This window comes from Curtobacterium sp. MCSS17_007 (assembly GCF_003234175.2).
Taxonomy (GTDB): domain Bacteria; phylum Actinomycetota; class Actinomycetes; order Actinomycetales; family Microbacteriaceae; genus Curtobacterium.
The window spans coordinates 2801283-2822823 of sequence record NZ_CP126257.1; the positions used below are offsets into that span (position 1 = coordinate 2801283).

The 21541-nt window shown below is 68.5% G+C and carries 17 protein-coding genes and 3 rRNA genes; 4 read left to right on the forward strand and 16 right to left on the reverse strand.

What is annotated here, in order from left to right; translation table 11 throughout:
- The first annotated feature begins 107 nt into the window (after nucleotides 1-107).
- Complete coding sequence (locus tag DEJ22_RS13295) at nucleotides 108-1370, forward strand: MFS transporter (protein WP_111228315.1); 1263 nt, start codon at nucleotides 108-110, stop codon at nucleotides 1368-1370.
- 45 nt (nucleotides 1371-1415) lie between these two features.
- Here DEJ22_RS13295 and DEJ22_RS13300 read toward each other — a convergent pair whose 3' ends face one another.
- Together DEJ22_RS13300 and DEJ22_RS13305 are read right to left on the reverse strand one after the other, a co-directional pair.
- Nucleotides 1416-1886 (reverse strand): TIGR02611 family protein, encoded by a 471-nt coding sequence (locus DEJ22_RS13300; RefSeq protein ID WP_111228314.1) that lies wholly within the window; start codon nucleotides 1884-1886, stop codon nucleotides 1416-1418.
- Nucleotides 1887-2011: 125 nt separating this feature from the next.
- Entirely contained in the window at nucleotides 2012-2344 is a 333-nt protein-coding gene (locus DEJ22_RS13305; protein ID WP_111228313.1) for a TraR/DksA family transcriptional regulator, read from the reverse strand.
- Nucleotides 2345-2400: 56 nt separating this feature from the next.
- On the opposite strand from DEJ22_RS13305, the gene DEJ22_RS13310 reads away from it, so the two are divergent.
- Nucleotides 2401-3432, forward strand: coding sequence for an LLM class flavin-dependent oxidoreductase (locus DEJ22_RS13310; protein ID WP_502861868.1), 1032 nt, complete (start codon nucleotides 2401-2403; stop codon nucleotides 3430-3432).
- A 10-nt stretch (nucleotides 3433-3442) separates the two neighbouring features.
- Here DEJ22_RS13310 and DEJ22_RS13315 read toward each other — a convergent pair whose 3' ends face one another.
- Nucleotides 3443-3922, reverse strand: a complete 480-nt coding sequence (locus tag DEJ22_RS13315; protein ID WP_258379735.1) for an ASCH domain-containing protein — start codon at nucleotides 3920-3922, stop codon at nucleotides 3443-3445.
- 129 nt (nucleotides 3923-4051) lie between these two features.
- Between DEJ22_RS13315 and DEJ22_RS13320 the strand changes: the two genes are divergently transcribed.
- Nucleotides 4052-4495, forward strand: coding sequence for a DUF2510 domain-containing protein (locus DEJ22_RS13320; protein ID WP_181430982.1), 444 nt, complete (start codon nucleotides 4052-4054; stop codon nucleotides 4493-4495).
- A 47-nt stretch (nucleotides 4496-4542) separates the two neighbouring features.
- On the opposite strand, the gene DEJ22_RS13325 is transcribed toward DEJ22_RS13320, so the two are convergent.
- The 10 genes from DEJ22_RS13325 to DEJ22_RS13370 form a co-directional block, all read right to left on the reverse strand.
- Nucleotides 4543-5535, reverse strand: a complete 993-nt coding sequence (locus DEJ22_RS13325; protein ID WP_111228394.1) for a site-specific tyrosine recombinase XerD — start codon at nucleotides 5533-5535, stop codon at nucleotides 4543-4545.
- 40 nt (nucleotides 5536-5575) lie between these two features.
- Complete coding sequence (locus DEJ22_RS13330) at nucleotides 5576-6175, reverse strand: DUF1349 domain-containing protein (RefSeq protein WP_220033810.1); 600 nt, start codon at nucleotides 6173-6175, stop codon at nucleotides 5576-5578.
- On the reverse strand, nucleotides 6172-6816 hold the full coding sequence (locus tag DEJ22_RS13335; protein WP_181430981.1) for an NUDIX domain-containing protein: 645 nt from the start codon (nucleotides 6814-6816) through the stop codon (nucleotides 6172-6174). The genes DEJ22_RS13330 and DEJ22_RS13335 overlap by 4 nt, the downstream gene beginning before the upstream one ends.
- A gap of 273 nt (nucleotides 6817-7089) precedes the next feature.
- Nucleotides 7090-8811: a CTP synthase gene (pyrG, locus tag DEJ22_RS13340; RefSeq protein WP_111228310.1), complete on the reverse strand. Its 1722-nt coding sequence runs from the start codon at nucleotides 8809-8811 to the stop codon at nucleotides 7090-7092.
- A gap of 332 nt (nucleotides 8812-9143) precedes the next feature.
- Entirely contained in the window at nucleotides 9144-10838 is a 1695-nt protein-coding gene (gene recN, locus DEJ22_RS13345) for a DNA repair protein RecN (protein WP_111228309.1), read from the reverse strand.
- The gene (locus DEJ22_RS13350; RefSeq protein ID WP_111228308.1) at nucleotides 10835-11758 is read right to left on the reverse strand and encodes an NAD kinase; all 924 of its coding nucleotides are present in this window, start codon (nucleotides 11756-11758) and stop codon (nucleotides 10835-10837) included. The genes recN and DEJ22_RS13350 overlap by 4 nt, the downstream gene beginning before the upstream one ends.
- A complete protein-coding gene (locus tag DEJ22_RS13355) occupies nucleotides 11755-12606 on the reverse strand; it encodes a TlyA family RNA methyltransferase (RefSeq protein WP_111228391.1) in 852 nt (283 codons plus the stop codon). Before DEJ22_RS13355 ends, DEJ22_RS13350 begins: the two co-directional genes overlap by 4 nt.
- Nucleotides 12599-12844: a hypothetical protein gene (locus DEJ22_RS13360; RefSeq protein ID WP_111228307.1), complete on the reverse strand. Its 246-nt coding sequence runs from the start codon at nucleotides 12842-12844 to the stop codon at nucleotides 12599-12601. Before DEJ22_RS13360 ends, DEJ22_RS13355 begins: the two co-directional genes overlap by 8 nt.
- Before the next feature lie 10 nt (nucleotides 12845-12854).
- A complete protein-coding gene (locus DEJ22_RS13365; RefSeq protein WP_258379732.1) occupies nucleotides 12855-13826 on the reverse strand; it encodes an HAD-IIA family hydrolase in 972 nt (323 codons plus the stop codon).
- Between the two features lie 31 nt (nucleotides 13827-13857).
- Nucleotides 13858-14589 carry a tetratricopeptide repeat protein gene (locus DEJ22_RS13370; protein WP_111228305.1) on the reverse strand — a complete coding sequence of 244 codons (732 nt, stop codon included), beginning with the start codon at nucleotides 14587-14589 and terminating at the stop codon, nucleotides 13858-13860.
- Nucleotides 14590-14703: 114 nt separating this feature from the next.
- On the opposite strand from DEJ22_RS13370, the gene DEJ22_RS13375 reads away from it, so the two are divergent.
- Nucleotides 14704-15819 (forward strand): hypothetical protein, encoded by a 1116-nt coding sequence (locus tag DEJ22_RS13375; RefSeq protein WP_284174734.1) that lies wholly within the window; start codon nucleotides 14704-14706, stop codon nucleotides 15817-15819.
- Here DEJ22_RS13375 and rrf read toward each other — a convergent pair.
- The 3 genes from rrf to DEJ22_RS13390 form a co-directional block, all read right to left on the reverse strand.
- A 5S ribosomal RNA gene (gene rrf, locus DEJ22_RS13380) occupies nucleotides 15820-15936 on the reverse strand.
- 139 nt (nucleotides 15937-16075) lie between these two features.
- A 23S ribosomal RNA gene (locus tag DEJ22_RS13385) occupies nucleotides 16076-19203 on the reverse strand.
- A 422-nt stretch (nucleotides 19204-19625) separates the two neighbouring features.
- Nucleotides 19626-21147 (reverse strand): 16S ribosomal RNA (locus tag DEJ22_RS13390).
- The 16S, 23S and 5S rRNA genes sit together here, the layout of an rRNA operon.
- Nucleotides 21148-21541: the final 394 nt, after the last annotated feature.

A 21541-nucleotide genomic window follows, 5' to 3' on the forward strand; every position in this document is an offset into this window, starting at 1 on the left:
GACGGTAGCACCGTCGCACTCGCAGTACGACTTGCGTCGTACAGTCGAAGTGCAGTACGAATGCAGTCGAACAGGTGGGCATGCCGTCCGCCAGGAAGGGGTGCCCCGTGCAGCAGTCCGCCCGCTCCGTCGCCGGCTTCTGGATCCTCGCAGCGATGCTGCTCGCCGCCGTGGCGTCCTCGGCGGTCCCGTCCCCGATCTACCCCGTGTACGCCGCCGAGTGGCACCTCAGCCCGCTCGTCCTCACGGGCGTGTTCGCCGTGTACGTCGCCGGCCTCCTGACGAGCCTGCTCGTCGCCGGCCGCCTGTCGGACCACGTCGGCCGGAAGCCCGTGCTCGTCGTCGGCGGCCTCGGCGTGACCCTGTCGCTCGGCCTGTTCGCCATCGCCGACGGCGTCGGAGCGCTCATCGTGGACCGCATCGTCCAGGGCGCCTCGGTCGGCCTGCTCATGGGTGCCCTCGGCGCAGCACTGCTCGACCACTCGCTCGACCGCCACCCCTCGCTCGCCGGGGTCCTCAACGGCGCCGTCCCGCCGATCGCCCTCGCCACCGGAGCGGTCGCGAGCGGCGCGCTCGTCGAGTGGGGCCCGGCACCGGAGCAGCTCGTGTACGTCGTCTTCGGCGCCCTGCTCCTGCTGCTCGTCCTCGCGCTGGTCGTCGTCCCCGAGCGTGCACCGAAGCGCCCCGGTGCGCTCCGCTCCCTCCGCCCGACGGTGAGCGTGCCGCGGTCCTCGCGACGGCTCTTCCGCAGCGTCGCGGGCTCCCTCGTCGCGAGCTGGGCGCTCGGCGGGCTCTTCCTGTCGCTGGTCCCCTCGGCCCTCGGCCAGGTCTTCGGCATCACCAACCACTTCGCCGCCGGCGCGCTCATCGCCGTCGTCACGGGCGTCGGCGCGCTGACCGGCCTGTCGATCCAGCGCATGGACACCCGCCGCGCGGTGCTGCTCGGGCTCGTCGCCCTCGTGCTCGGCCCCGTCGTCACGGTCGGTTTCCTCGTCGCGCACGCCCTGCCCGGCGTCGTCGTCGGGAGCGCGGTCGCCGGGGTCGGCTTCGGTGCCGGGTTCCAGGCGCCCCTGCGCATGCTCCTCGCCACGGCGGCTCCGACGCACCGCGCCGGACTGCTCTCGACGGTGTACGTCGTGAGCTACCTGGCCTTCGGCGTCCCCGCGGTCGTGGGCGGACTGCTCGAACCGAGGGTGGGCCTCGTCCCGGTGATCGCCGGGTACGGCGGCTTCATCGTCCTCGCCGCCGCGGTCGCCCTCGTGCTGCAGCTGACCTCGCGCGAGGCCGCGTCGAGCGAGGAGCGTGCCGCCGAGGTGGTCGAGCGCACGGCGACGGGCTCGGTCCGCGTCAGCGCGACGCCCGCGGACTAGTCACCCGAGGACCGCACGCCCCCGCACGCGGCGCGCATCGTCGGGTCAGTGCCCCGGACGCGCCTGCTTCGGGCGGGGACGGGCACGGACCCCGGTGCTCCGGTGCGCGTCGGCGTGCGCGGCGTCGACGTCGGCCTTGCCCCGGTCGGCGACGCGTCGCAGCCACTGGGGGCCGTGCGCCTTCGCCCAGTCCCAGAAGCGGTGCAGCTGCGCGCGCAGCCACGTGATGATCCGGTGGAAGAAGTGGAACTCGCTCGCCAGGATCGTCAGACCGATGAACACCACGAGCCACCCCGGCCCGGGCAGCGGCACGAGGACGAGCCCGATCACCACGACGAGTCCGCCGACGATCCCGACCAGCACCTTGTAGAAGAGGTGCCACCCCGGCCGTGCGTGGATCCACGCGCGCAGGCGACGGAACCACCGGAAGCGGCGGTGCCGGTCGTCGGCATCGGTCTCGGGAGCCGTGGTGTCGGCACGCACGACCGCGTCGGGTCGCTCGTGGGTGTCGTCCATGGCGGCAACCTAGGACGCGCGGCTGGGAAACGGCGGCGGAACCGGTCCACGCGACGTGGGCGCTCCGACGGTGGCGAGCGCCGCCTCCCGTCCGCCGCACCGTCGGCTCCGGGCCGGGAGGCGCGTCACGCGTGCGCGACGCACGTCGCGGCCCACGGGACCGCGGCCAGACGGGCCTCCGGGATCGGCTCGCCGCCGACCGCGCACCGGCCGTACGTCCCGGCGTCGAGCCGCGCGAGCGCGGCGTCGACCATCCGGATCCGGTCGCGGGCCGCGTTGCGAACCGCGCCGAGCGAGCCGCGCTCCCAGGCCAGCGTCGCACCCTCGGGGTCGTGCTCGTCGTCGGAGTTGGCGTCCTGCCGGGCGTCGCTGACGTCCCGCATGCTGCGCTCGACGTCGGCGAGCAGCCGCTCGTTGCGCCGCCGTTCGTCGGTCAGGGCTGCACGGGCGTCGTCCATGCCGACGACCGTAGTCGTGTCGGAATGCGGTCGGAGCAGCATGCGTTCGCATCGGCATGACGAAGATCGGGTTCCTGTCCTTCGGGCACTGGCGCGACGTACCGGGCTCGCGCGTCCGCAGCGGCCGCGAGGCTCTCGTGCAGGCGATCGACCTCGCCGTCGCCGCCGAGGAAGCAGGCGTCGACGGCGCCTACTTCCGCGTGCACCACTTCGCCCCGCAGCAGGCCGCACCGTTCCCCCTGCTCTCCGCGATCGCCGCCCGGACCAACCGCATCGAGATCGGCACCGGTGTGATCGACATGCGCTACGAGAACCCGCTGTACATGGCCGAGGAAGCCGCGGCCACCGACCTCATCTCCGGCGGCCGACTGCAGCTCGGCGTCTCGCGGGGGTCACCCGAGACCGCCCTCGCCGGCTACCAGCAGTTCGGCTACGTACCCGAGGCGCACGACGCCAACGGCGGCGACATGGCCCGGGCGCACACGGACGTGTTCCGGCGCGCGATCGCGGGCGAGCCGATGGCGCACGCGAACCCGCAGATGACCGGGTCGGCCGGGTCGCTGCCGGTGTTCCCCCTGTCGGACACGCTGCCCGACCGCATCTGGTGGGGTGCCGGCACCCGCGCCACCGCCGAGTGGACGGCCGAGCAGGGCATGAACCTCATGTCGTCGACCCTGCTCACCGAGGACACCGGCGTGCCCTTCGACCAGCTGCAGGCCGAGCAGATCGAACGGTTCCGCACGACCTGGCGCGAGATGGGCTGGGAGCGGACGCCGCGGGTCTCGGTGTCGCGCAGCATCATCCCCATCACCGACGACGAGTCGCGGCACTACTTCGGTGTCCGCGCGCAGGTCGAGGGGCAGGACCAGGTCGGGCACCTCGACGGCGGGCTCGCCCGCTTCGGCCGCTCGTACATCGGGGAACCGGAGCAGCTCGTCGCCGAGCTCGCGGCCGACGCCGCCGTCCGGGCAGCCGACACCGTGCTCGTCACGGTGCCGAACCAGCTCGGGGTCGACTTCAACGCCCGACTGCTCGCCGCGACGAGGGCCGTGATGGACGAGGTCGACGCGGCGGCCGTCCCCGCGTAGGGCTCCCCGCTCAGGCCTCGGTGGGCGCCTCCGGCCAGAGCAGCCGGAAGCGCTCGCACAGCACCGGCATGTCCGGCTCGTACCCGCGGGGGTTCTCCGAGTGCTCGCGCCAGTACCGCTCGTGCACCGCGCGCCAGTGCGCGAGCGTGCGGTCGCCCTCACCCTCGGCGCGGGCGTGCTCCGCGCCGACCTGGTCGAACGGCACGACCTGCAGGTCGGTCGTCTCGATCACCGCGCGGGGCTCGCCCCGACCGTCGAGGATCACTGAGAGCTCGCCGACCTCGGGGAGCGGGTCGCCGGTGGCCTCGTAGTCCCACATCGACGACGCCGTGCCGTCCTTGATGCCCCGGAGCACCAGGTCGAGCAGCCCGTCCGCGTGGCCGGGCGTCGCGCCGAACGCCCACGCCTCCGGCACGGCCTCCGGCAGCTCCGGCGCCTCGTCGCGGCGGGCGGCCCAGAAGGCGGACAGGGTCTCTGCGTCGGCGGTGATCACCTGCCGACCGTAGCGCAGGTGCGGCCGGTCCCCCTTGTTGCCGACACCCGCTGTGGGACTGTGGCCGTGCCTCCAGGCTGCGTAGCGTCGGAGCGCACCATCCACCGCACCCTCGAGGAGCACCCCGTGACGCTGCCGGCCGCCGGCTGGTTCCCGGACCCCCAGGACGCCCACCGCCTGCGGTGGTGGGACGGCCATGCGTGGGGCGGGGCGACGCGGGTGCTGCCGGCACGGCAGGAGCCCGTCGCGCCGGTCGTCGTCGCACCGGCCGGGCCGTCGTTCTCCGTCGAGGGAGGAGCGGTCCGCGTCGGCTCCTGGGCCTCCGACGGTTCGGTGCAGCGGGTCGGGGCGGCGGCGCTCGTGGCGGTCCTGCTCGCGGTCGTGTCCGTCGTCTGGAACCCGGTCGCCATCGCGAGCACGCTGGCCGTCGTCGCAGGCGTCGTCGCGATCGTCCGCCCCGGAGTGACCGGCAGGTGGCGGGTGCTGTGGCGCAGCGCTGCGGCGAGCGCCCTCGTGCTCGCGGTCGCCACGGGTGTGGTCGCCGCGTCGGCGCAGTTCCACCTCTTCTAGCGCAGCGCCCGGCGCTACCGCCACGCCCACGGGTGCAGCGCCCGGAGCTACCGCCGCGCCCGCGGGTGCGCCGTCTGGTACACGTCGCGCAGCATGTCCGCCGTCACCAGCGTGTAGATCTGCGTCGTCGCGACGCTCGCGTGGCCGAGCAGCTCCTGCACGACGCGCACGTCCGCGCCGCCCTCGAGCAGGTGCGTCGCGAACGAGTGCCGGAACGTGTGCGGCGACACGTGCGCGGCGAGTCCGGCCCGCTCCGCCGCCGCCTGGATCACGAGCCACGCGCTCTGCCGCGACAACCGGGCGCCGCGGGCCCCGAGGAACAGCGCCGGGGTCGACGCTCCCCGCGCCGCGAAGACCGGCCGCGCGCGCACGAGGTAGGCGTCCACCGCGGCGCGTGCGAAGCTGCCGAGCGGCACGACGCGCTGCTTGTTGCCCTTGCCGGTGACCTTCACGACCGCGAGCCCGTCGCCCTCGTCGTCCTCGGGGTCGGACAGGGTCGTGACGTCGTCCACGGACAGCCCGACCGCCTCGGAGATGCGCGCACCGGTGGCGTAGAGCAGCTCCAGGAGCGCCCGGTCCCGCAGCTGCACGGGGTCGTCGTCCGCCGCGCCCGCCGCGCCGAGCAGCCGCTCCATGTCGTCGACCGAGATCGCCTTCGGCAGTCGGGCCGGTGCCTTCGGCGGGCGGACGGCCGTCGCCGGGTCGAGCGGTACCCACCCCTCCGCCGCGGCGAAGGCGGTGAAGGAACGCACCGAGCTGAGCATCCGGGCGACGGACCGGGGTGCGAGCGGCTGCTCCGGTCGGGTGGTCAGGTGCATCACGAAGCCGGCGACGTCCCCGCGCGCGAGCCGTGCGACGTCGGCGACCGCCGCCGCTCCCCCGGCTCGGCCGGCACCGTCCGAGTCGACCGTCGGCGCCGACGCGAGCCACTCCGCGAAGACGGCCAGGTCCCGTCGGTAGGCAGCCACCGTGTGCTGGGACAGCCCCCGCTCCACGGCGACGTGCCGCAGGTAGGTGTCGGTGGCGCGGTCGAGCGGGATCACGCCACAAAACTAGTGCGGCACCGCCCCGCAGGCGGGGTCAGTGCAGCGCGGCGTCCGGCTCGCCGAACCGGCACCCCGTGAAGGTCACGGTCAGCCCGGCCCGTGTCGGTGCCGCACAGAACAGCCCGGCCGACACGACGGCATCGGCATCGAGGTGGGCGACCCGTACGAGCCGAGCGTCCTCGCCCTGTGCCCACGCTCGGACGGTCACGGCAGCACCGCTGCGGCTGGCCCGGACCGTCACCTCGCGTCCCGTCCACGAGGCCACCGGCGCGACCGACCAGTCCGACGTCCCGTGCGTCACGACGGCGCCGACCTGGGGTGTTCCGTCCGCGTACTCGACCCCGGCCTTGATCCACTCCTGCTCGTCCACCCGGAGGAACACCCCGGCCTGGTCGAACTGCTCGGTGAAGTCGAGCACGAAGGAGACCTCGACCGAGAACGCCCTGTCGGTGGGGCGGAGGAGCGCGTGCTCCGAGTCGTGCACGAACCCGTACGAGGTCGTCCGCCAAGCGTCGCTGCCCTCCTCCGCGGTCACGAGCAGGGCGGCTCGGTCGACGACGGGTTCGACGGCGACCGGCTCGTGCGTCCAGGTCCCGTCCCGCAGCAGGGCGCCGAGCCCGCTGTCGGCCGTCACGCCCTCGCGTCCCGCTCGATACCGCTCCGCTCGGTCGCGCTCCGCTCGGTCACGTCTCGCTCGGTCACGCCTCGCTCGATCGCGTCGACCGCGAGCGTCGCCACGATGAGCGCCGAGTTGTGCAGACGACCCGCGAGGATGCCCTCGACGAGGTCGGCGCGCGGCACCCAACGCGTCACGATGTCGGCTTCCTCGGCCTCGCGCTCGAACGCCGACGCGGTCGCACGGACGCCTCGGGCGCGGTAGACCTGGATGAACTCGTCGCTGCCGCCGGACGAGGTGTTGTACCGGACGAGGGGCTCCCAGTGGTCCGCCTCGAGGTCGGCCTCTTCCCCGAGCTCCCGCTGCGCGGCGGTCAGGTGGTCCTCACCCTCGTGGTCGAGGAGCCCCGCCGGCAGCTCCCAGTCGCGCAGCTGCACCGGGTGACGGTACTGCTGGATGACGAGCACGCGGCCCTCGTCGTCCTCGGCGAAGACGGCGACGGCGCCGGTGTGGTCGATGTACTCGCGGACCATGTCGTGCCCGTCGTAGTCGACGTGGTCACGGCGGACGTCCCACACCGCTCCCTCGTACACGACGGTGGACTCGGTGACCTCGTACGAGGCGTGTTCGTCGGCGATGGGTGCGGCAGCGTCAGTCACCAGCCCATCCTGGCACGCAGGCCCGTCAGCCCTCCCCGGGACGGACGGGAGGCGCGGTGCCGGGTGGCACCTGGGCCCACGCCGGCCGGTTCCCGGCACACGCGCCAGCGCTGCCGGGCCGTGCCCGGTGAGAGCCTCCCGTCCGCGACAGCGACAGCGCGCGTCACGTGACGGCCAGCCCGACCAGGTCCGTTCCGCGAAAGCGACAGTGTTCCGCCGACGGTTCAGCGCACACTGTCGCTTTGGCGGACCAGACCGGCTGGTCAGCGCGTGTTACGCGACGACCTCCGCCGACTCCTCGGCCGGGTCGAACAGGCTGGACGCCTCGTGGCGCGCGATCGCCGCGTCCACCAGCCCGGCGAACAGCGGGTGCGCGTTCGTCGGACGCGACCGCAGCTCCGGGTGCGCCTGCGTGGCGATGTAGAACGGGTGCACGTCGCGCGGCAGCTCGACGTACTCGACGAGGGTGCCGTCGGGCGAGGTGCCCGAGAACACCAGGCCGGCGTCCGCGATCTGCTGGCGGTAGGCGTTGTTCACCTCGTAGCGGTGACGGTGCCGCTCCGACGCCTCGGATGCACCGTAGAGCTCCGCGGCGAGCGACCCGTCCGTGAAGTGCGCCGGGTACAGACCGAGGCGCATCGTGCCGCCCATGTCGCCGCCGGCGATGATGTCCACCTGCTCCGCCATGGTCGCGATGACCGGCGTCGAGGTCTCCGGGTCGAACTCGGTGCTCGACGCGTCGGTCAGGCCGGCCTCGTGGCGGGCGTACTCGATGACCATGCACTGCAGGCCGAGGCACAGGCCGAGCGTCGGGATGCCCTGCTCGCGGGCGAAACGGAGCGCGCCGAGCTTCCCCTCGATGCCGCGCACGCCGAACCCGCCGGGCACGCAGATGCCGTCGACGTCGCCGAGCTGCTTCGCGGCACCCTCGGGCGTCGTGCAGTCGTCGGACACGACCCACTTCAGCGTGACCTTGGCGTTGTGGGCGAACCCGCCGGCGCGCAGGGCCTCGGTGACGGACAGGTAGGCGTCCGGCAGGTCGATGTACTTGCCGACCAGCGCGATCGTGACGTGCTTCTTCGGCTCGTGCACCGCGTCCAGGACCGGGTTCCACGCCGACCAGTCGACGTCGTGCGCGTCGAGCCGGAGCGCGTCGATGATGACCTGGTCGAGGCCCTGGTCGTGCAGCAGCGTCGGGAGGTCGTAGATCGACGGCACGTCCACCGCGTTCACGACGGCGTCCTCGTCCACGTCGCACATGAGGGCGATCTTGCGCTTGTTCGACTCCGACACGGGGCGGTCCGACCGGAGCACGAGGGCGTCCGGCTGGATGCCGATCGAGCGGAGCGCAGCGACCGAGTGCTGTGTCGGCTTGGTCTTCTGCTCACCGGAGGCGCTCATGAACGGCACGAGCGACACGTGCACGAAGAACACGTTGTTGCGACCGAGCTCGTGGCGCACCTGGCGGGCCGACTCGATGAACGGCTGGGACTCGATGTCACCGACCGTGCCGCCGACCTCGGTGATGATGACGTCGGGCTGCGGGTCGTTCTCGGCCTGCTCGCGCATCCGACGCTTGATCTCGTCGGTGATGTGCGGGATGACCTGGACGGTGTCGCCGAGGTACTCGCCACGACGCTCCTTGGCGATGACGCTCGAGTACACCTGGCCGGTCGTGACGTTCGCGGCCTGCGACAGGTTGATGTCGAGGAAGCGCTCGTAGTGACCGATGTCGAGGTCCGTCTCGGCACCGTCGTCGGTCACGAAGACCTCGCCGTGCTGGAACGGGTTCATGGTGCCCGGGTCCACGTTGAGGTACGGGTCGAGCTTCTGCATGACGACCTTGAGGCCGCGCGCCGTGAGCAGGTTGCCGAGGCTGGCCGCCGTCAGGCCCTTGCCGAGGGACGAGACGACCCCGCCGGTCACGAAGATCTGCTTCGTGACCTTCGGGGTCGAGGTCGAAGAATTGGTTCCGCCGCTGAGAGTGTCCGCCACGGGGTTCCATCGTACGTCAGAACTGCCGGGAGGCGCGACCACCGTTCGCCGTGGGCGTTGCGTCCGGCGGGCGGGCGCTCCCAACCGTACGCCCGCGCCTGCCCCGGACGCCTCGGCCCGCGCGAGGCGCGCCGGCCGGCGCGAGACGCCGCCGGTTCCGACGGCGTCTCACAGCGCGGGCGGCGTCTCGCGCAGACGCCGGCGTCTCGCCGGTGGCTCCCGCACGGGTCGGAGGCGGAGTCTCGCGGTGACGCCGGCGTCTGGCGCCGACCCCGAGGCGGGCGCGAGCGGAGGGCCGGGGGTGGCTCGGGCTTCCCGTCCGGCCTCGTGGCCTAAGCGCGCTGGCCGGCGACGTCGAGGAGTTCGCGGGCGTGCTCCATGCCGCTCGCGCTGTCACCCAGACCGGACAACAGGCGGGCCATCTCCTGCAGGCGGTCCTCGCCCTCGAGCCGGCGCACGCTCGACGAGGTCACGGCGCCGCTCGCGTCCTTGACGACGTTGAGGTGGTTGTTCGCGAACGCCGCGACCTGCGCGAGGTGCGTGACGACGATGACCTGGGTGCGCTCGGCGAGCTTCGCGAGCCGTCGCCCGATCTCGATCGCCGCCGCGCCGCCGACGCCCGCGTCCACCTCGTCGAAGACGAAGGTCGGGACGGTCGTGCTGCCGGCCATGACGACCTCGATCGCGAGCATCACGCGCGAGAGCTCGCCGCCGGACGCGCCCTTGCCGATCGGACGCGGGTCGGTGCCGGAGTGCGGCTGCAGCAGGATCGCGACCTGGTCGCGTCCGTGGCGGCGGTACTCGCCGCCGTCGGTGACCTCGACCACCAGGGTCGCACCGGCCATCGCCAGCGTCCGCAACTCCGCGGTGACACGCTTCGCGAGGTCACCGGCGGCCTTCGTGCGGGCGGCGGTCAGGGCGGCCGAGGCCTGCTCGAGCGTCCGCTCGTCCTGCTCCACCGCCTGCTGCAGTGCTGCGATGCGGTCGTCGTCGCCGTCGAGCTCCAGCAGGCGGTCGCTCGCCCGCTGTCCGTAGGCGATGACGTCGTCGACGGTCTCGCCGTACTTCCGGGTCAGGTTCGCGAGGAGCGCCCGGCGCTCGTTGATGAGCTCGAGGTCGTGCCCGGCGTCGGGCTCGAGCGAGCCGAGGTAGCTGGACAGACCGGCCGACGCGTCCGAGGCCTGGATCCCGAGCTCGGTGAGCTGCTCGAGCACGGGCTGGAGGGCCGGATCCGAGCCGGCGACACGTTCGACGGCGCGACGGGCCGCCTCGACCAGACCGATCACGTCCGCGACGCCGTCGAGCGACTCGCTCGACAGTGCCTCGTGTGCCGTGCCCGCGGCCAGGCGCAGCTCCTCGAGGTTCCCGAGGCGTTCGGCACGCTCGGCGAGCTCGACGTCCTCGCCCGGCTGCGGGTCGGCGGCCTCGATCTCGTCGGACGCGGCGCGGATGCGCTCCGCCTCGGCGAGGCGGTCGTCACGGTCGCGCACGAGGGTCTCGAGCTCCCCCGCGTGCGCCTGCCACGTGTCGTACGCGGCGACGTAGGCGTCCAGCGCCCGCCGCACGGCCTTGCCGCCGAAGCCGTCGAGCGCCGCACGCTGGGCCGACGCCGACGTCAGGCGGATCTGGTCCGACTGTCCGTGCACGGTCACCAGTTGGTCGGCCAGTTCACCGAGCACCGCGACCGGGGCGCTGCGGCCGCCGACCGTCGCGCGGCTGCGCCCCTCGGCAGAGACGGTGCGCGTGAGGATGAGTTCGCCGTCCTCGACCGTGCCGCCCGCATCCTCCACGCGCTCGGCGACGGCGGCGTGCTCCGGCACGTGCCAGCGGCCCTCGACCACGGCGCTCGAGGCACCACGGCGCACGGATCCGGCGTCCGCACGGGCGCCGAGCAACAACCCGAGCGCCGTGACGATCATGGTCTTGCCCGCACCGGTCTCGCCGGTGACCACCGTGAACCCCGGGCCGAGCTCGAGGGTGGTCTCGCCGATGACGCCCAGGTCGGAGATGACGATCTCCTCGATCATGCGTCGTCCTCGCTCGCCGGGCCTCGCCACCCCGCCACCGGCAGCTGGAACTTGGCGACCAGGCGATCGGCGAACGGCGCGTCCTTCAGGCGCGCGACCCGGACGGGGTCCGGAGAACGCCGCACCTCGACACGGGCGCCGGGCGGCAGGTCGTGGGTGCGCCGTCCGTCGCACCACAGGACCCCGACGCCGCTGGTCCGGCGGAGGACCTCGATCGCGAGCGTGCAGTCCGGCCCGACGACGATCGGACGTGAGAACAGTGCGTGCGCGCTGAGCGGCACCATGAGCAGGGCGTCGACGTCCGGCCAGACGATCGGACCGCCGCCGGAGAACGAGTACGCGGTGGACCCCGTCGGGGTGGACACGACGACCCCGTCACAGCCGAAGGACGACAGCGGACGACCGTCGACCTCGGTGACGACCTCGAGCATGCGCTCACGCGACGCCTTCTCGATCGTCGCCTCGTTGAGCGCCCACGAGGTGTAGACGACCTCGTGCCCGACGACCACGTCGACCTGGAGCGTCACGCGCTCCTCGACCTTGTAGTCGCCGGTCAGGGCACGCTCGACGGTGGCGCGCAGACCGTCCCGCTCGCTCTCGGCCAGGAAGCCGACGTGTCCGAGGTTGACCCCGACGATCGGAGCGCCCGTCCCGCGGACGAGTTCCGCGGCGCGGAGGATCGTGCCGTCCCCGCCGAGCACGATCACGATCTCGAGCTGGTCGGCCTGCACGTCGACACCGAGGATGTCGACCTGGCCGACCGAGGCCTCGGCCCGCCGGACGTCGGCGTACTCGTCGAACGGCATGACCGGGGTGAGCCCGGCGGCGTGCAGGAGGTCGCAGACCTCGACGGCGGCGTCAATGGAGTCCTGTCGCCCCGTGTGGGAGACGAGCAGGATGTGCCGGTCGTCGGCGCTCATGCAGCCCCTTCGGTGAGTTCGGTGGCCCGACCGATCCACGCTGTCGGGTTCCCCCATTCTGTCGGATCGCCACCGACACGACGCTGGAAGTGCGCGAGGTACTCGTGGTTGCCGTGCGTCCCGACGATCGGCGACGCCGCGAGCCCGACCGTCCCGAGACCGGCGTCCCACGCTGCCCAGAGCACGTTCATGAGCGCGTCGTTCCGCAGGGCCGCGTTCCGCACGATGCCCTCGCGTACCCCGCTCCGGCCGACCTCGAACTGTGGCTTGACGAGCAGGACGAACTCGTCGGCGGGCACCGCCTCGGCGAGCACGGGCAGGACGATGCGCAGCGAGATGAAGGAGAGGTCCCCGACCACCAACGACGTCTCGGCCGCTCGCGGGTCGAGCGACGCGTACTCCTCGGTGGTGAGGTTCCGCGCGTTGCAGCCCTCGACCACGCGGACGCGGTCGTCGACGGCGAGCACCGGGTCGAGCTGCCCGTGACCGACGTCGAGCGCGACCACGCGCGCGGCGCCGCGGTGCAGCAGCACCTGGGTGAATCCCCCCGTGCTCGCACCCACGTCGAGCACCACGCGCCCGCTCGGGTCGACGTCGAACACCTCGAGCGCCCGGACGAGCTTCCGCGCCGCCCGGGAGACCCACTCGTCCTCGGTGTCGACGACGATCTCCGCGTCGGGTGCGACCGGCGCCGACGGCTTCACGACCGCGGCACCGGCCACCGTGACCCGGCCCGCCTGGACGAGCTTGGCCGCGGCGGTCCGTGACTTCACGAGCCCCCGCGCGGCGAGCAGGGCGTCGAGCCGGACCGGCGACGAGTCGTCGCTCGTGCGCTCGGCGTCAGGCACGCGCACCGCCGTCCCCGCGTCCGCTGCCCCACACCTGACCGGCCCCGGCCGCGCGACCGGAGCTGTGCCCCGTGACGGGCCCCTGACCGCTCTCGAGCCGCGCGCGCAGGTCGTCGTGCAGCGCGGCGAAGGCGTCCGCACGCTCCGGCAGCGGGAGTGCCTCGGCGGCCGCGGTGCGGGCGGCGAAGTCGTCGTCCGTCACCTCGGCGTCGACGGTCCCCTGCTGCTCCTCTGGCACGTCGGTCAGGCTACTCGCCGCCGTACAGCTTCGGGTCCACGTCGAGACCGTAGATCGCGAGCCCGGACTCCCAGATGAGCGCCGCACCTGCACGGAGCAGGTCGATCGAGGCCCCCTGGTCGAGCACGCGCACGACGTGACCGTGCATCGCGACCGTGGCGTCGCCCACCGTCACGTACCGCGTGCCGTCCGCGTCCTGGCGTCGGACCGTCACCGGGTACGGCTCGGACAGGCCCCGCAGGTCCTCGAGCACGAAGGTCGGCCGGGAACGCTGGTCCGCGGCGAGGACCTGCTTCGCCTGGTCGATGCCGGTCAGCACGAGCACGCTCGGGATGCCGGCATCGTTCGCGCCCTTGATGTCGGTGTCGAGCCGGTCACCGATGAACAGCGGGTGCTCGCCGCCGAACCGGGCGATCGCGGCGTCGAAGATCGGCCGTTCGGGCTTGCCCGCGACGACCGGCATCCGACCGACGGCCTGGTGCACGGCGGACACGAGGGTGCCGTTGCCCGGGGCGATCCCGCGCTCGACGGGGATCGACCAGTCCATGTTCGTGGCGACCCACGGCACGTCCGGGTCGGCCAGGGCGAACGACGCCTCGGCGAGGTGCGTCCACCCGAGGTCCGGCGAGAAGCCCTGGATCACCGCTGCCGGCGCGTCCTCCGCACTCGTGGTCACGGTGAACCCGGCCTCCTCGACGATGCTCGTGAGGCCGAGACCGCCGGTCACGAGGACCGTCGAACCCGCCGGGACGAGGGTCGCGAGCAACCGGACGCCCGCCTGCGACGAGGTCACGACGTCGTCGGCGGACACCTCGAGGCCGTAGCCCTCGAGGTGTGCCGCGACGTCGGACGGCCGCCGCGATGCGTTGTTGGTGATGTACCCGACGCGGGCCGTCGAGGACGCGCGCGTCAGGGCCTCGACCGCGTGCGGGATCGCGTTGCGGCCGCGGTAGACGACGCCGTCGAGGTCGGTGAGGACCACGTCCACACCGTCCGTCGGCGCCCTCGGGACGTCAGTCTGCTGCGGAGCCGTCGACGTCGCGGGGGTTGTCGTCGTCGATCTCGCCGAGGTCGTCGTCGGGGTCGACGTCACCGAGCTGGTCGGTGTCGTCGAGGGCGCCGGCTCCGTGCTCCGCTCCGCCCGCGTCGGCCCCTGCGACGTCGTGCTCGTCGTGTCCTTCGACTTCTTCCTCGACCACATCAACAGTCTCCCATGCGTTCTCGTCAGCGATCTCGGCCAGCGCGGCGGCGGCACGGTCGACCCGGGCCCACCACTCGTCGGCTTCGTCCTGGCGGCCGAGCTCCTCGAGCGTGGCCGCGTAAGCACTGTAGAGGGCCGGGGACCAGCTGTACGCCGTGCTCGGGTCGAGCTGTGGGATCTCGAGTTCCCCGAGGGCTGCGTTGGGGTTGCCGAGGTCGAGACGCGCGCCCGACATCGCGATCGCGAGCTCCACCTGCACGGCGGTGTCGAGCGCCGCACGGTCGACCGAACGGCCGAGCTCGAGCGCCCGCTCCGGACGCCCGAGGCCGCGCTCGCAGTCCACCATCATCGGCAGCTGGTCGTTCTTGCCGGAGATCCGCCGGTAGGTCCGCAGCTCGCGCAGGGCGGTGGCGAAGTCACCGGTCCGGTACGCGGTGATCGCAGCGGTCTCGCGGACCACGGCCACGCGCCCGGCACGGCGGGCAGCACTCAGCGCGTGCTGGTTCGCGGCCTCGGGGTCCTCGTCGACGAGCAGCGCCGCCATGACGAGGTGCTTCGCGACCCAGTCCGCGTTGTCCTTGCTGAGCGTCTTGAGCTCCGCGCGGGCGGCCGGGTCGAGGTCACGGGCCGAGACCGACTCGTCGATCTCAGGGTCGTCGTGACGCGGACGGATCGACTTCGTGCCGTACGGGTCGCGGTCCTCCCAGTCGTCACGGGCGCCCTCGCCGAAGCGGGAACCGGCGGACCGGGAGCCGTCACCGAAGCGACGGCGGTCGCCGCGGTCGTCGTCGCGACGGGGGCGGTCGCCGTCACCACGGAACGGACGGTCACCGTCACGCTGCGGACGACGGTCGTCGCCACCACTGAACGGACGGCCACCGTCACGCTGCGGACGACGGTCATCGCCACCACGGAACGGACGGCCACCGTCACGCTGCGGACGACGGTCATCGCCACCACGGAACGGACGGCCACCGTCACGCTGCGGACGACGGTCATCGCCACCACGGAACGGACGACGCTCACCGTCACGGGGCGGACGACGGTCATCGCCACCACGGAACGGCCGTCGGTCGTCGCGGTCGTCACGACCACGGAAGGATCGCTCGTCGCGATCACCACGGAAGGGCCGACGGTCGCCCTCGCGCTGTGGACGACGGTCCTCCCCACCGCGGAAGGGACGCCGGTCGTCACCACTGCGGAACGGGCGGTCTCCGTCCCGACGTGGACGGTCCGCGCCACGCGGGCCGTCGCCCCGCGGCGGCCGGCCGGCGGCGTCCCGGTCGCCTTGGCGCGCGGGCCGACGGCTCCCGTCACCGAACGAACGGTCACCGTCGCGGAACGAACGGCGCTCGCCCTGCCCGGAACGACCACCGTCACGCGCCGGACGATCGCCGTCACGACGACCCCGATCTCCCTCGCGACGCTCGAAGTCACGCGGGCCGGAGGACCACCGGCTGCCTTCACGGCGAGGGCCGCGATCTCCGTCTCGCCCCGGACGACCTGCGCGATCTCGGTCGTTGCGCTGCTGTTCGTCGTCGTTCGCCACCGTTGCTCCTCATCGCGTGCCCGTGCCGAGAGGCCGGGCGGTCGTCCGCTGTGTCGTTGTGGGGTGCTGCACGATCCACCGTGCTCGCCGTCCAGTCCATCACGAACCAGACAACGAGTCGAGCGACCTGCAGCGAAAACAGATGTGGCCACCGGCCACCACGAGAACGAGGGTCTCCCCTACGAGTTCTCGATGGAGGGCCGATGGCCACATCACTTACGTTGAGTCCGGCGGCGTCCTACTCTCCCACAAGGTCCCCCTTGCAGTACCATCGGCGCTGAGAGGCTTAGCTTCCGGGTTCGGAATGTGACCGGGCGTTTCCCTCTCGCTATGACCACCGGAACACCTTCGACCCAATCTTTGGATCAAAACCGTTCCTTCAAGCTCATTGCTGAAGTATTCAGTTTGATTCCCGATCGTCTGTCGGGAACCACAAAGTGGACGCGAGCCCGCAGCGGTGAACCGCCACGGTAAAAGTTGTGTTGTCAAGTCTTCGGCTTATTAGTACCGGTCAGCTCCACGGGTCGTTAGTCCCCGCTTCCACATCCGGCCTATCAACCCAGTAGTCTGCTGGGAGCCTCTCACACTCAAGGTGCATGGAAATCTCATCTCGAAGACGGCTTCCCGCTTAGATGCTTTCAGCGGTTATCCGGTCCGAACGTAGCTAATCAGCGGTGCCCTTGGCAGAACAACTGACACACCAGAGGTTCGTCCATCCCGGTCCTCTCGTACTAGGGATAGATCTTCTCAAATTTCCAACGCGCGCAGCGGATAGGGACCGAACTGTCTCACGACGTTCTAAACCCAGCTCGCGTACCGCTTTAATGGGCGAACAGCCCAACCCTTGGGACCTACTCCAGCCCCAGGATGCGACGAGCCGACATCGAGGTGCCAAACCATGCCGTCGATATGGACTCTTGGGCAAGATCAGCCTGTTATCCCCGAGGTACCTTTTATCCGTTGAGCGACAGCGCTTCCACAAGCCACTGCCGGATCACTAGTCCCGACTTTCGTCCCTGCTCGACCTGTCAGTCTCACAGTCAAGCTCCCTTGTGCACTTACACTCGCCACCTGATTGCCAACCAGGTTGAGGGAACCTTTGGGCGCCTCCGTTACTCTTTGGGAGGCAACCGCCCCAGTTAAACTACCCATCAGGCACTGTCCATGAACCCGATCAGGGTCCTACGTTAGACATCCAAAGTGACCAGAGTGGTATTTCAACAATGACTCCACGAACACTAGCGTGCCCGCTTCACAGTCTCCCACCTATCCTACACAAGCCACTCCGAACACCAATACCAAACTGTAGTAAAGGTCACGGGGTCTTTCCGTCCTGCTGCGCGTAACGAGCATCTTTACTCGTAGTGCAATTTCGCCGAGTTCGCGGTTGAGACAGCTGGGAAGTCGTTACGCCATTCGTGCAGGTCGGAACTTACCCGACAAGGAATTTCGCTACCTTAGGATGGTTATAGTTACCACCGCCGTTTACTGGGGCTTAAATTCAGAGCTTCGCCCGAGGGCTAACCCTTCCTCTTAACCTTCCAGCACCGGGCAGGCGTCAGTCCGTATACATCGTCTTGCGACTTCGCACGGACCTGTGTTTTTAGTAAACAGTCGCTTCCCACTGGTCTCTGCGGCCTTCAACGCTCAACAACGAGAAGTCGTATCACGTGTCCGGCCCCCCTTCTCCCGAAGTTACGGGGGCATTTTGCCGAGTTCCTTAACCACGATTCTCTCGATCTCCTTGGTATTCTCTACCTGACCACCTGAGTCGGTTTCGGGTACGGGCGGCTGCAACCTCGCGTCGATGCTTTTCTCGGCAGCATAGGATCACTGATTTCCCCTAACGGGTACGCGTCGGATCTCAGGCACACAGACGACGGATTTGCCTATCGTCAGCCCTACATCCTTACACCAGGTTCACCTTACGGATACCATCGCCTGGCTCAGCTACCTTCCTGCGTCACACCTGTTCATACGCTAGCCGCACCAGCATGGGGTCGAGCGTTAGACCGGACACCATCACCCCGAAGGGATCCGGTGAGCCGGGTTAGGACTCTTAGCACCACTGGATTAGCTTGGGCGGTTGTTCGCCGGTACGGGAATATCAACCCGTTGTCCATCGACTACGCCTGTCGGCCTCGCCTTAGGTCCCGACTTACCCAGGGCGGATTAACCTGGCCCTGGAACCCTTGGTCTTTCGGAGGACGGGTTTCTCACCCGTCTTTCGCTACTCATGCCTGCATTCTCACTCGTGTAGCGTCCACGGCTGGATTACTCCGCCGCTTCACTCGCCACACGACGCTCTCCTACCACTCCGCACGACTGAACCACGAAGGCTTGTCTGTGTGCGAAATCTACAACTTCGGCGGTGTGCTTGAGCCCCGTTACATTGTCGGCGCGGAATCACTTGACCAGTGAGCTATTACGCACTCTTTCAAGGGTGGCTGCTTCTAAGCCAACCTCCTGGTTGTCTGTGCAACTCCACATCCTTTCCCACTTAGCACACGCTTAGGGGCCTTAGTTGGTAGTCTGGGTTGTTTCCCTCTCGACGATGAAGCTTATCCCCCACCGTCTCACTGCTGCGCTCTCACTCACCGGCATTCGGAGTTTGGCTGACGTCAGTAACCTGTTGAGGCCCATCGGCCATCCAGTAGCTCTACCTCCGGCGAGAAACACGCAACGCTGCACCTAAATGCATTTCGGAGAGAACCAGCTATCACGAAGTTTGATTGGCCTTTCACCCCTATCCACAGCTCATCCCCTCCATTTTCAACTGAAGTGGGTTCGGTCCTCCACGACGTCTTACCGTCGCTTCAACCTGGCCATGGATAGATCACTTCGCTTCGGGTCTAGGACATGCGACTGAACCGCCCTATTCAGACTCGCTTTCGCTACGGCTACCCCACACGGGTTAACCTCGCCACATATCGCTAACTCGCAGGCTCATTCTTCAAAAGGCACGCCGTCACCCCTACAAGGAGGCTCCGACGGTTTGTAAGCAAACGGTTTCAGGTACTATTTCACTCCCCTCCCGGGGTACTTTTCACCTTTCCCTCACGGTACTTGTCCGCTATCGGTCATCTGGGAGTATTTAGGCTTATCAGGTGGTCCTGACAGATTCACACGGGATTTCTCGGGCCCCGTGCTACTTGGGATACACATCCGGCCATAACACCATTTCGTCTACGGGGCTGGCACCCACTACGGCCCGGCTTTCAAACCGGTTCGACTATGATGCGCTGTAACCGCCCCAGTCCGGCAGAACTGAGCGACGTGTCCCACAACCCCGACCATGCAACGCCCGCCGGCTATCACACATGATCGGTTTAGCCTCATCCGCTTTCGCTCGCCACTACTCACGGAATCACATGTTGTTTTCTCTTCCTGTGGGTACTGAGATGTTTCACTTCCCCACGTTCCCTCTACCCGCCCTATATATTCAGGCGGGAGTCACCAGGTCGACAAGTCGCCTGGCGGGGTTTCCCCATTCGGAAATCCTCGGCTCACAGCTCGATTATCAGCTCCCCGAGGCTTATCGCAGATTTCTACGTCCTTCTTCGGCTCCAGATGCCAAGGCATCCACCGTTTGCTCTTAGAAACTTGACCACAAAGATTAAAATTGCGATCGACTCGAACAACAACCAAGCCCGAAAGCTTCGTCATCGTCACGAGCGATCTAAGATGCTCGCGTCCACTGTGTAGTTCTCAACATACGATCGGCACCACACTCCCCGAACCAAACCAGTCCGCTTCACGTGGCCCACCGAAGGACCGTTCCGGCCCAACCCCTACCAACGCCAGCATCCGAAGACACCAACCGGCAGGAAGCCTGGTCCCTCAGGACCCAACAACGTGCACCAGCCGACCCGCTCACCCCCGACCCCTTCCAACCAGCGAACTGGCGTACTAAGACCGGAAGACGCGCTCCCGACTGCACTGTCAATGTTCCACCCATGAGCTAACCGTCGGACACGTTCGGTCCGAAACGGCGCCTGGATCCCAGCGAACTGGAACCAGATGCTCCTTAGAAAGGAGGTGATCCAGCCGCACCTTCCGGTACGGCTACCTTGTTACGACTTAGTCCTAATCACCGATCCCACCTTCGACGGCTCCTTCCACAAGGGTTAGGCCACCGGCTTCGGGTGTTACCGACTTTCATGACTTGACGGGCGGTGTGTACAAGGCCCGGGAACGTATTCACCGCAGCGTTGCTGATCTGCGATTACTAGCGACTCCGACTTCATGAGGTCGAGTTGCAGACCTCAATCCGAACTGAGACCGGCTTTTTGGGATTCGCTCCACCTTACGGTATCGCAGCCCTTTGTACCGGCCATTGTAGCATGCGTGAAGCCCAAGACATAAGGGGCATGATGATTTGACGTCATCCCCACCTTCCTCCGAGTTGACCCCGGCAGTCTCCTATGAGTCCCCGCCATAACGCGCTGGCAACATAGAACGAGGGTTGCGCTCGTTGCGGGACTTAACCCAACATCTCACGACACGAGCTGACGACAACCATGCACCACCTGTACACCGACCACAAGGGGGCGACCATCTCTGGCCGTTTCCGGTGTATGTCAAGCCTTGGTAAGGTTCTTCGCGTTGCATCGAATTAATCCGCATGCTCCGCCGCTTGTGCGGGCCCCCGTCAATTCCTTTGAGTTTTAGCCTTGCGGCCGTACTCCCCAGGCGGGGCGCTTAATGCGTTAGCTACGACACAGAAACCGTGGAAAGGTCCCTACATCTAGCGCCCAACGTTTACGGCGTGGACTACCAGGGTATCTAATCCTGTTCGCTCCCCACGCTTTCGCTCCTCAGCGTCAGTTACGGCCCAGAGATCTGCCTTCGCCATCGGTGTTCCTCCTGATATCTGCGCATTCCACCGCTACACCAGGAATTCCAATCTCCCCTACCGCACTCTAGTCTGCCCGTACCCACTGCAAGCCCGAGGTTGAGCCTCGGGATTTCACAGCAGACGCGACAAACCGCCTACGAGCTCTTTACGCCCAATAATTCCGGACAACGCTTGCACCCTACGTATTACCGCGGCTGCTGGCACGTAGTTAGCCGGTGCTTTTTCTGCAGGTACCGTCACTTTCGCTTCTTCCCTACTAAAAGAGGTTTACAACCCGAAGGCCGTCATCCCTCACGCGGCGTTGCTGCATCAGGCTTTCGCCCATTGTGCAATATTCCCCACTGCTGCCTCCCGTAGGAGTCTGGGCCGTGTCTCAGTCCCAGTGTGGCCGGTCACCCTCTCAGGCCGGCTACCCGTCGTCGCCTTGGTGAGCCATTACCTCACCAACAAGCTGATAGGCCGCGAGTCCATCCCCAACCAAAAAATCTTTCCACCACCAGACCATGCGGCCAGTGATCATATCCAGTATTAGACGTCGTTTCCAACGCTTATCCCAGAGTCAGGGGCAGGTTACTCACGTGTTACTCACCCGTTCGCCACTAATCACAGGAGCAAGCTCCTGATCATCGTTCGACTTGCATGTGTTAAGCACGCCGCCAGCGTTCGTCCTGAGCCAGGATCAAACTCTCCGTAAAAAAATTACCAACCCACCACCGAAGCAGCAGGCCGAGTTGATACTGACTGTCGACTGTCCACTGGACAATCTTCAATCCAAAAGGAATTGTCTCCGACCCAACCCGCCGAAGCAGGCCAGGCACGGGGTCAAAATAATTGGCATTGACAATGTGCACGCTGTTGAGTTCTCAAGGACCAGACGCACCCCCCACTCGACTCCAGAAGGAGTTCCGCCAGAGGGGCTGGAAGTTCGTTGCCGGGGAAGAACCGTGGCGGACAAGATCCCCAGGTGAACCCGGTGACCGTCTCGGCCGTTCCGTTCTCCGCCTCAGCGGCAACGAGGTACAACCCTACGCGCAGGTGAACGCCCTGCCAAGCGGAGCCGCATCCCGGGCGTGTCGCGCTCGGCGTCAG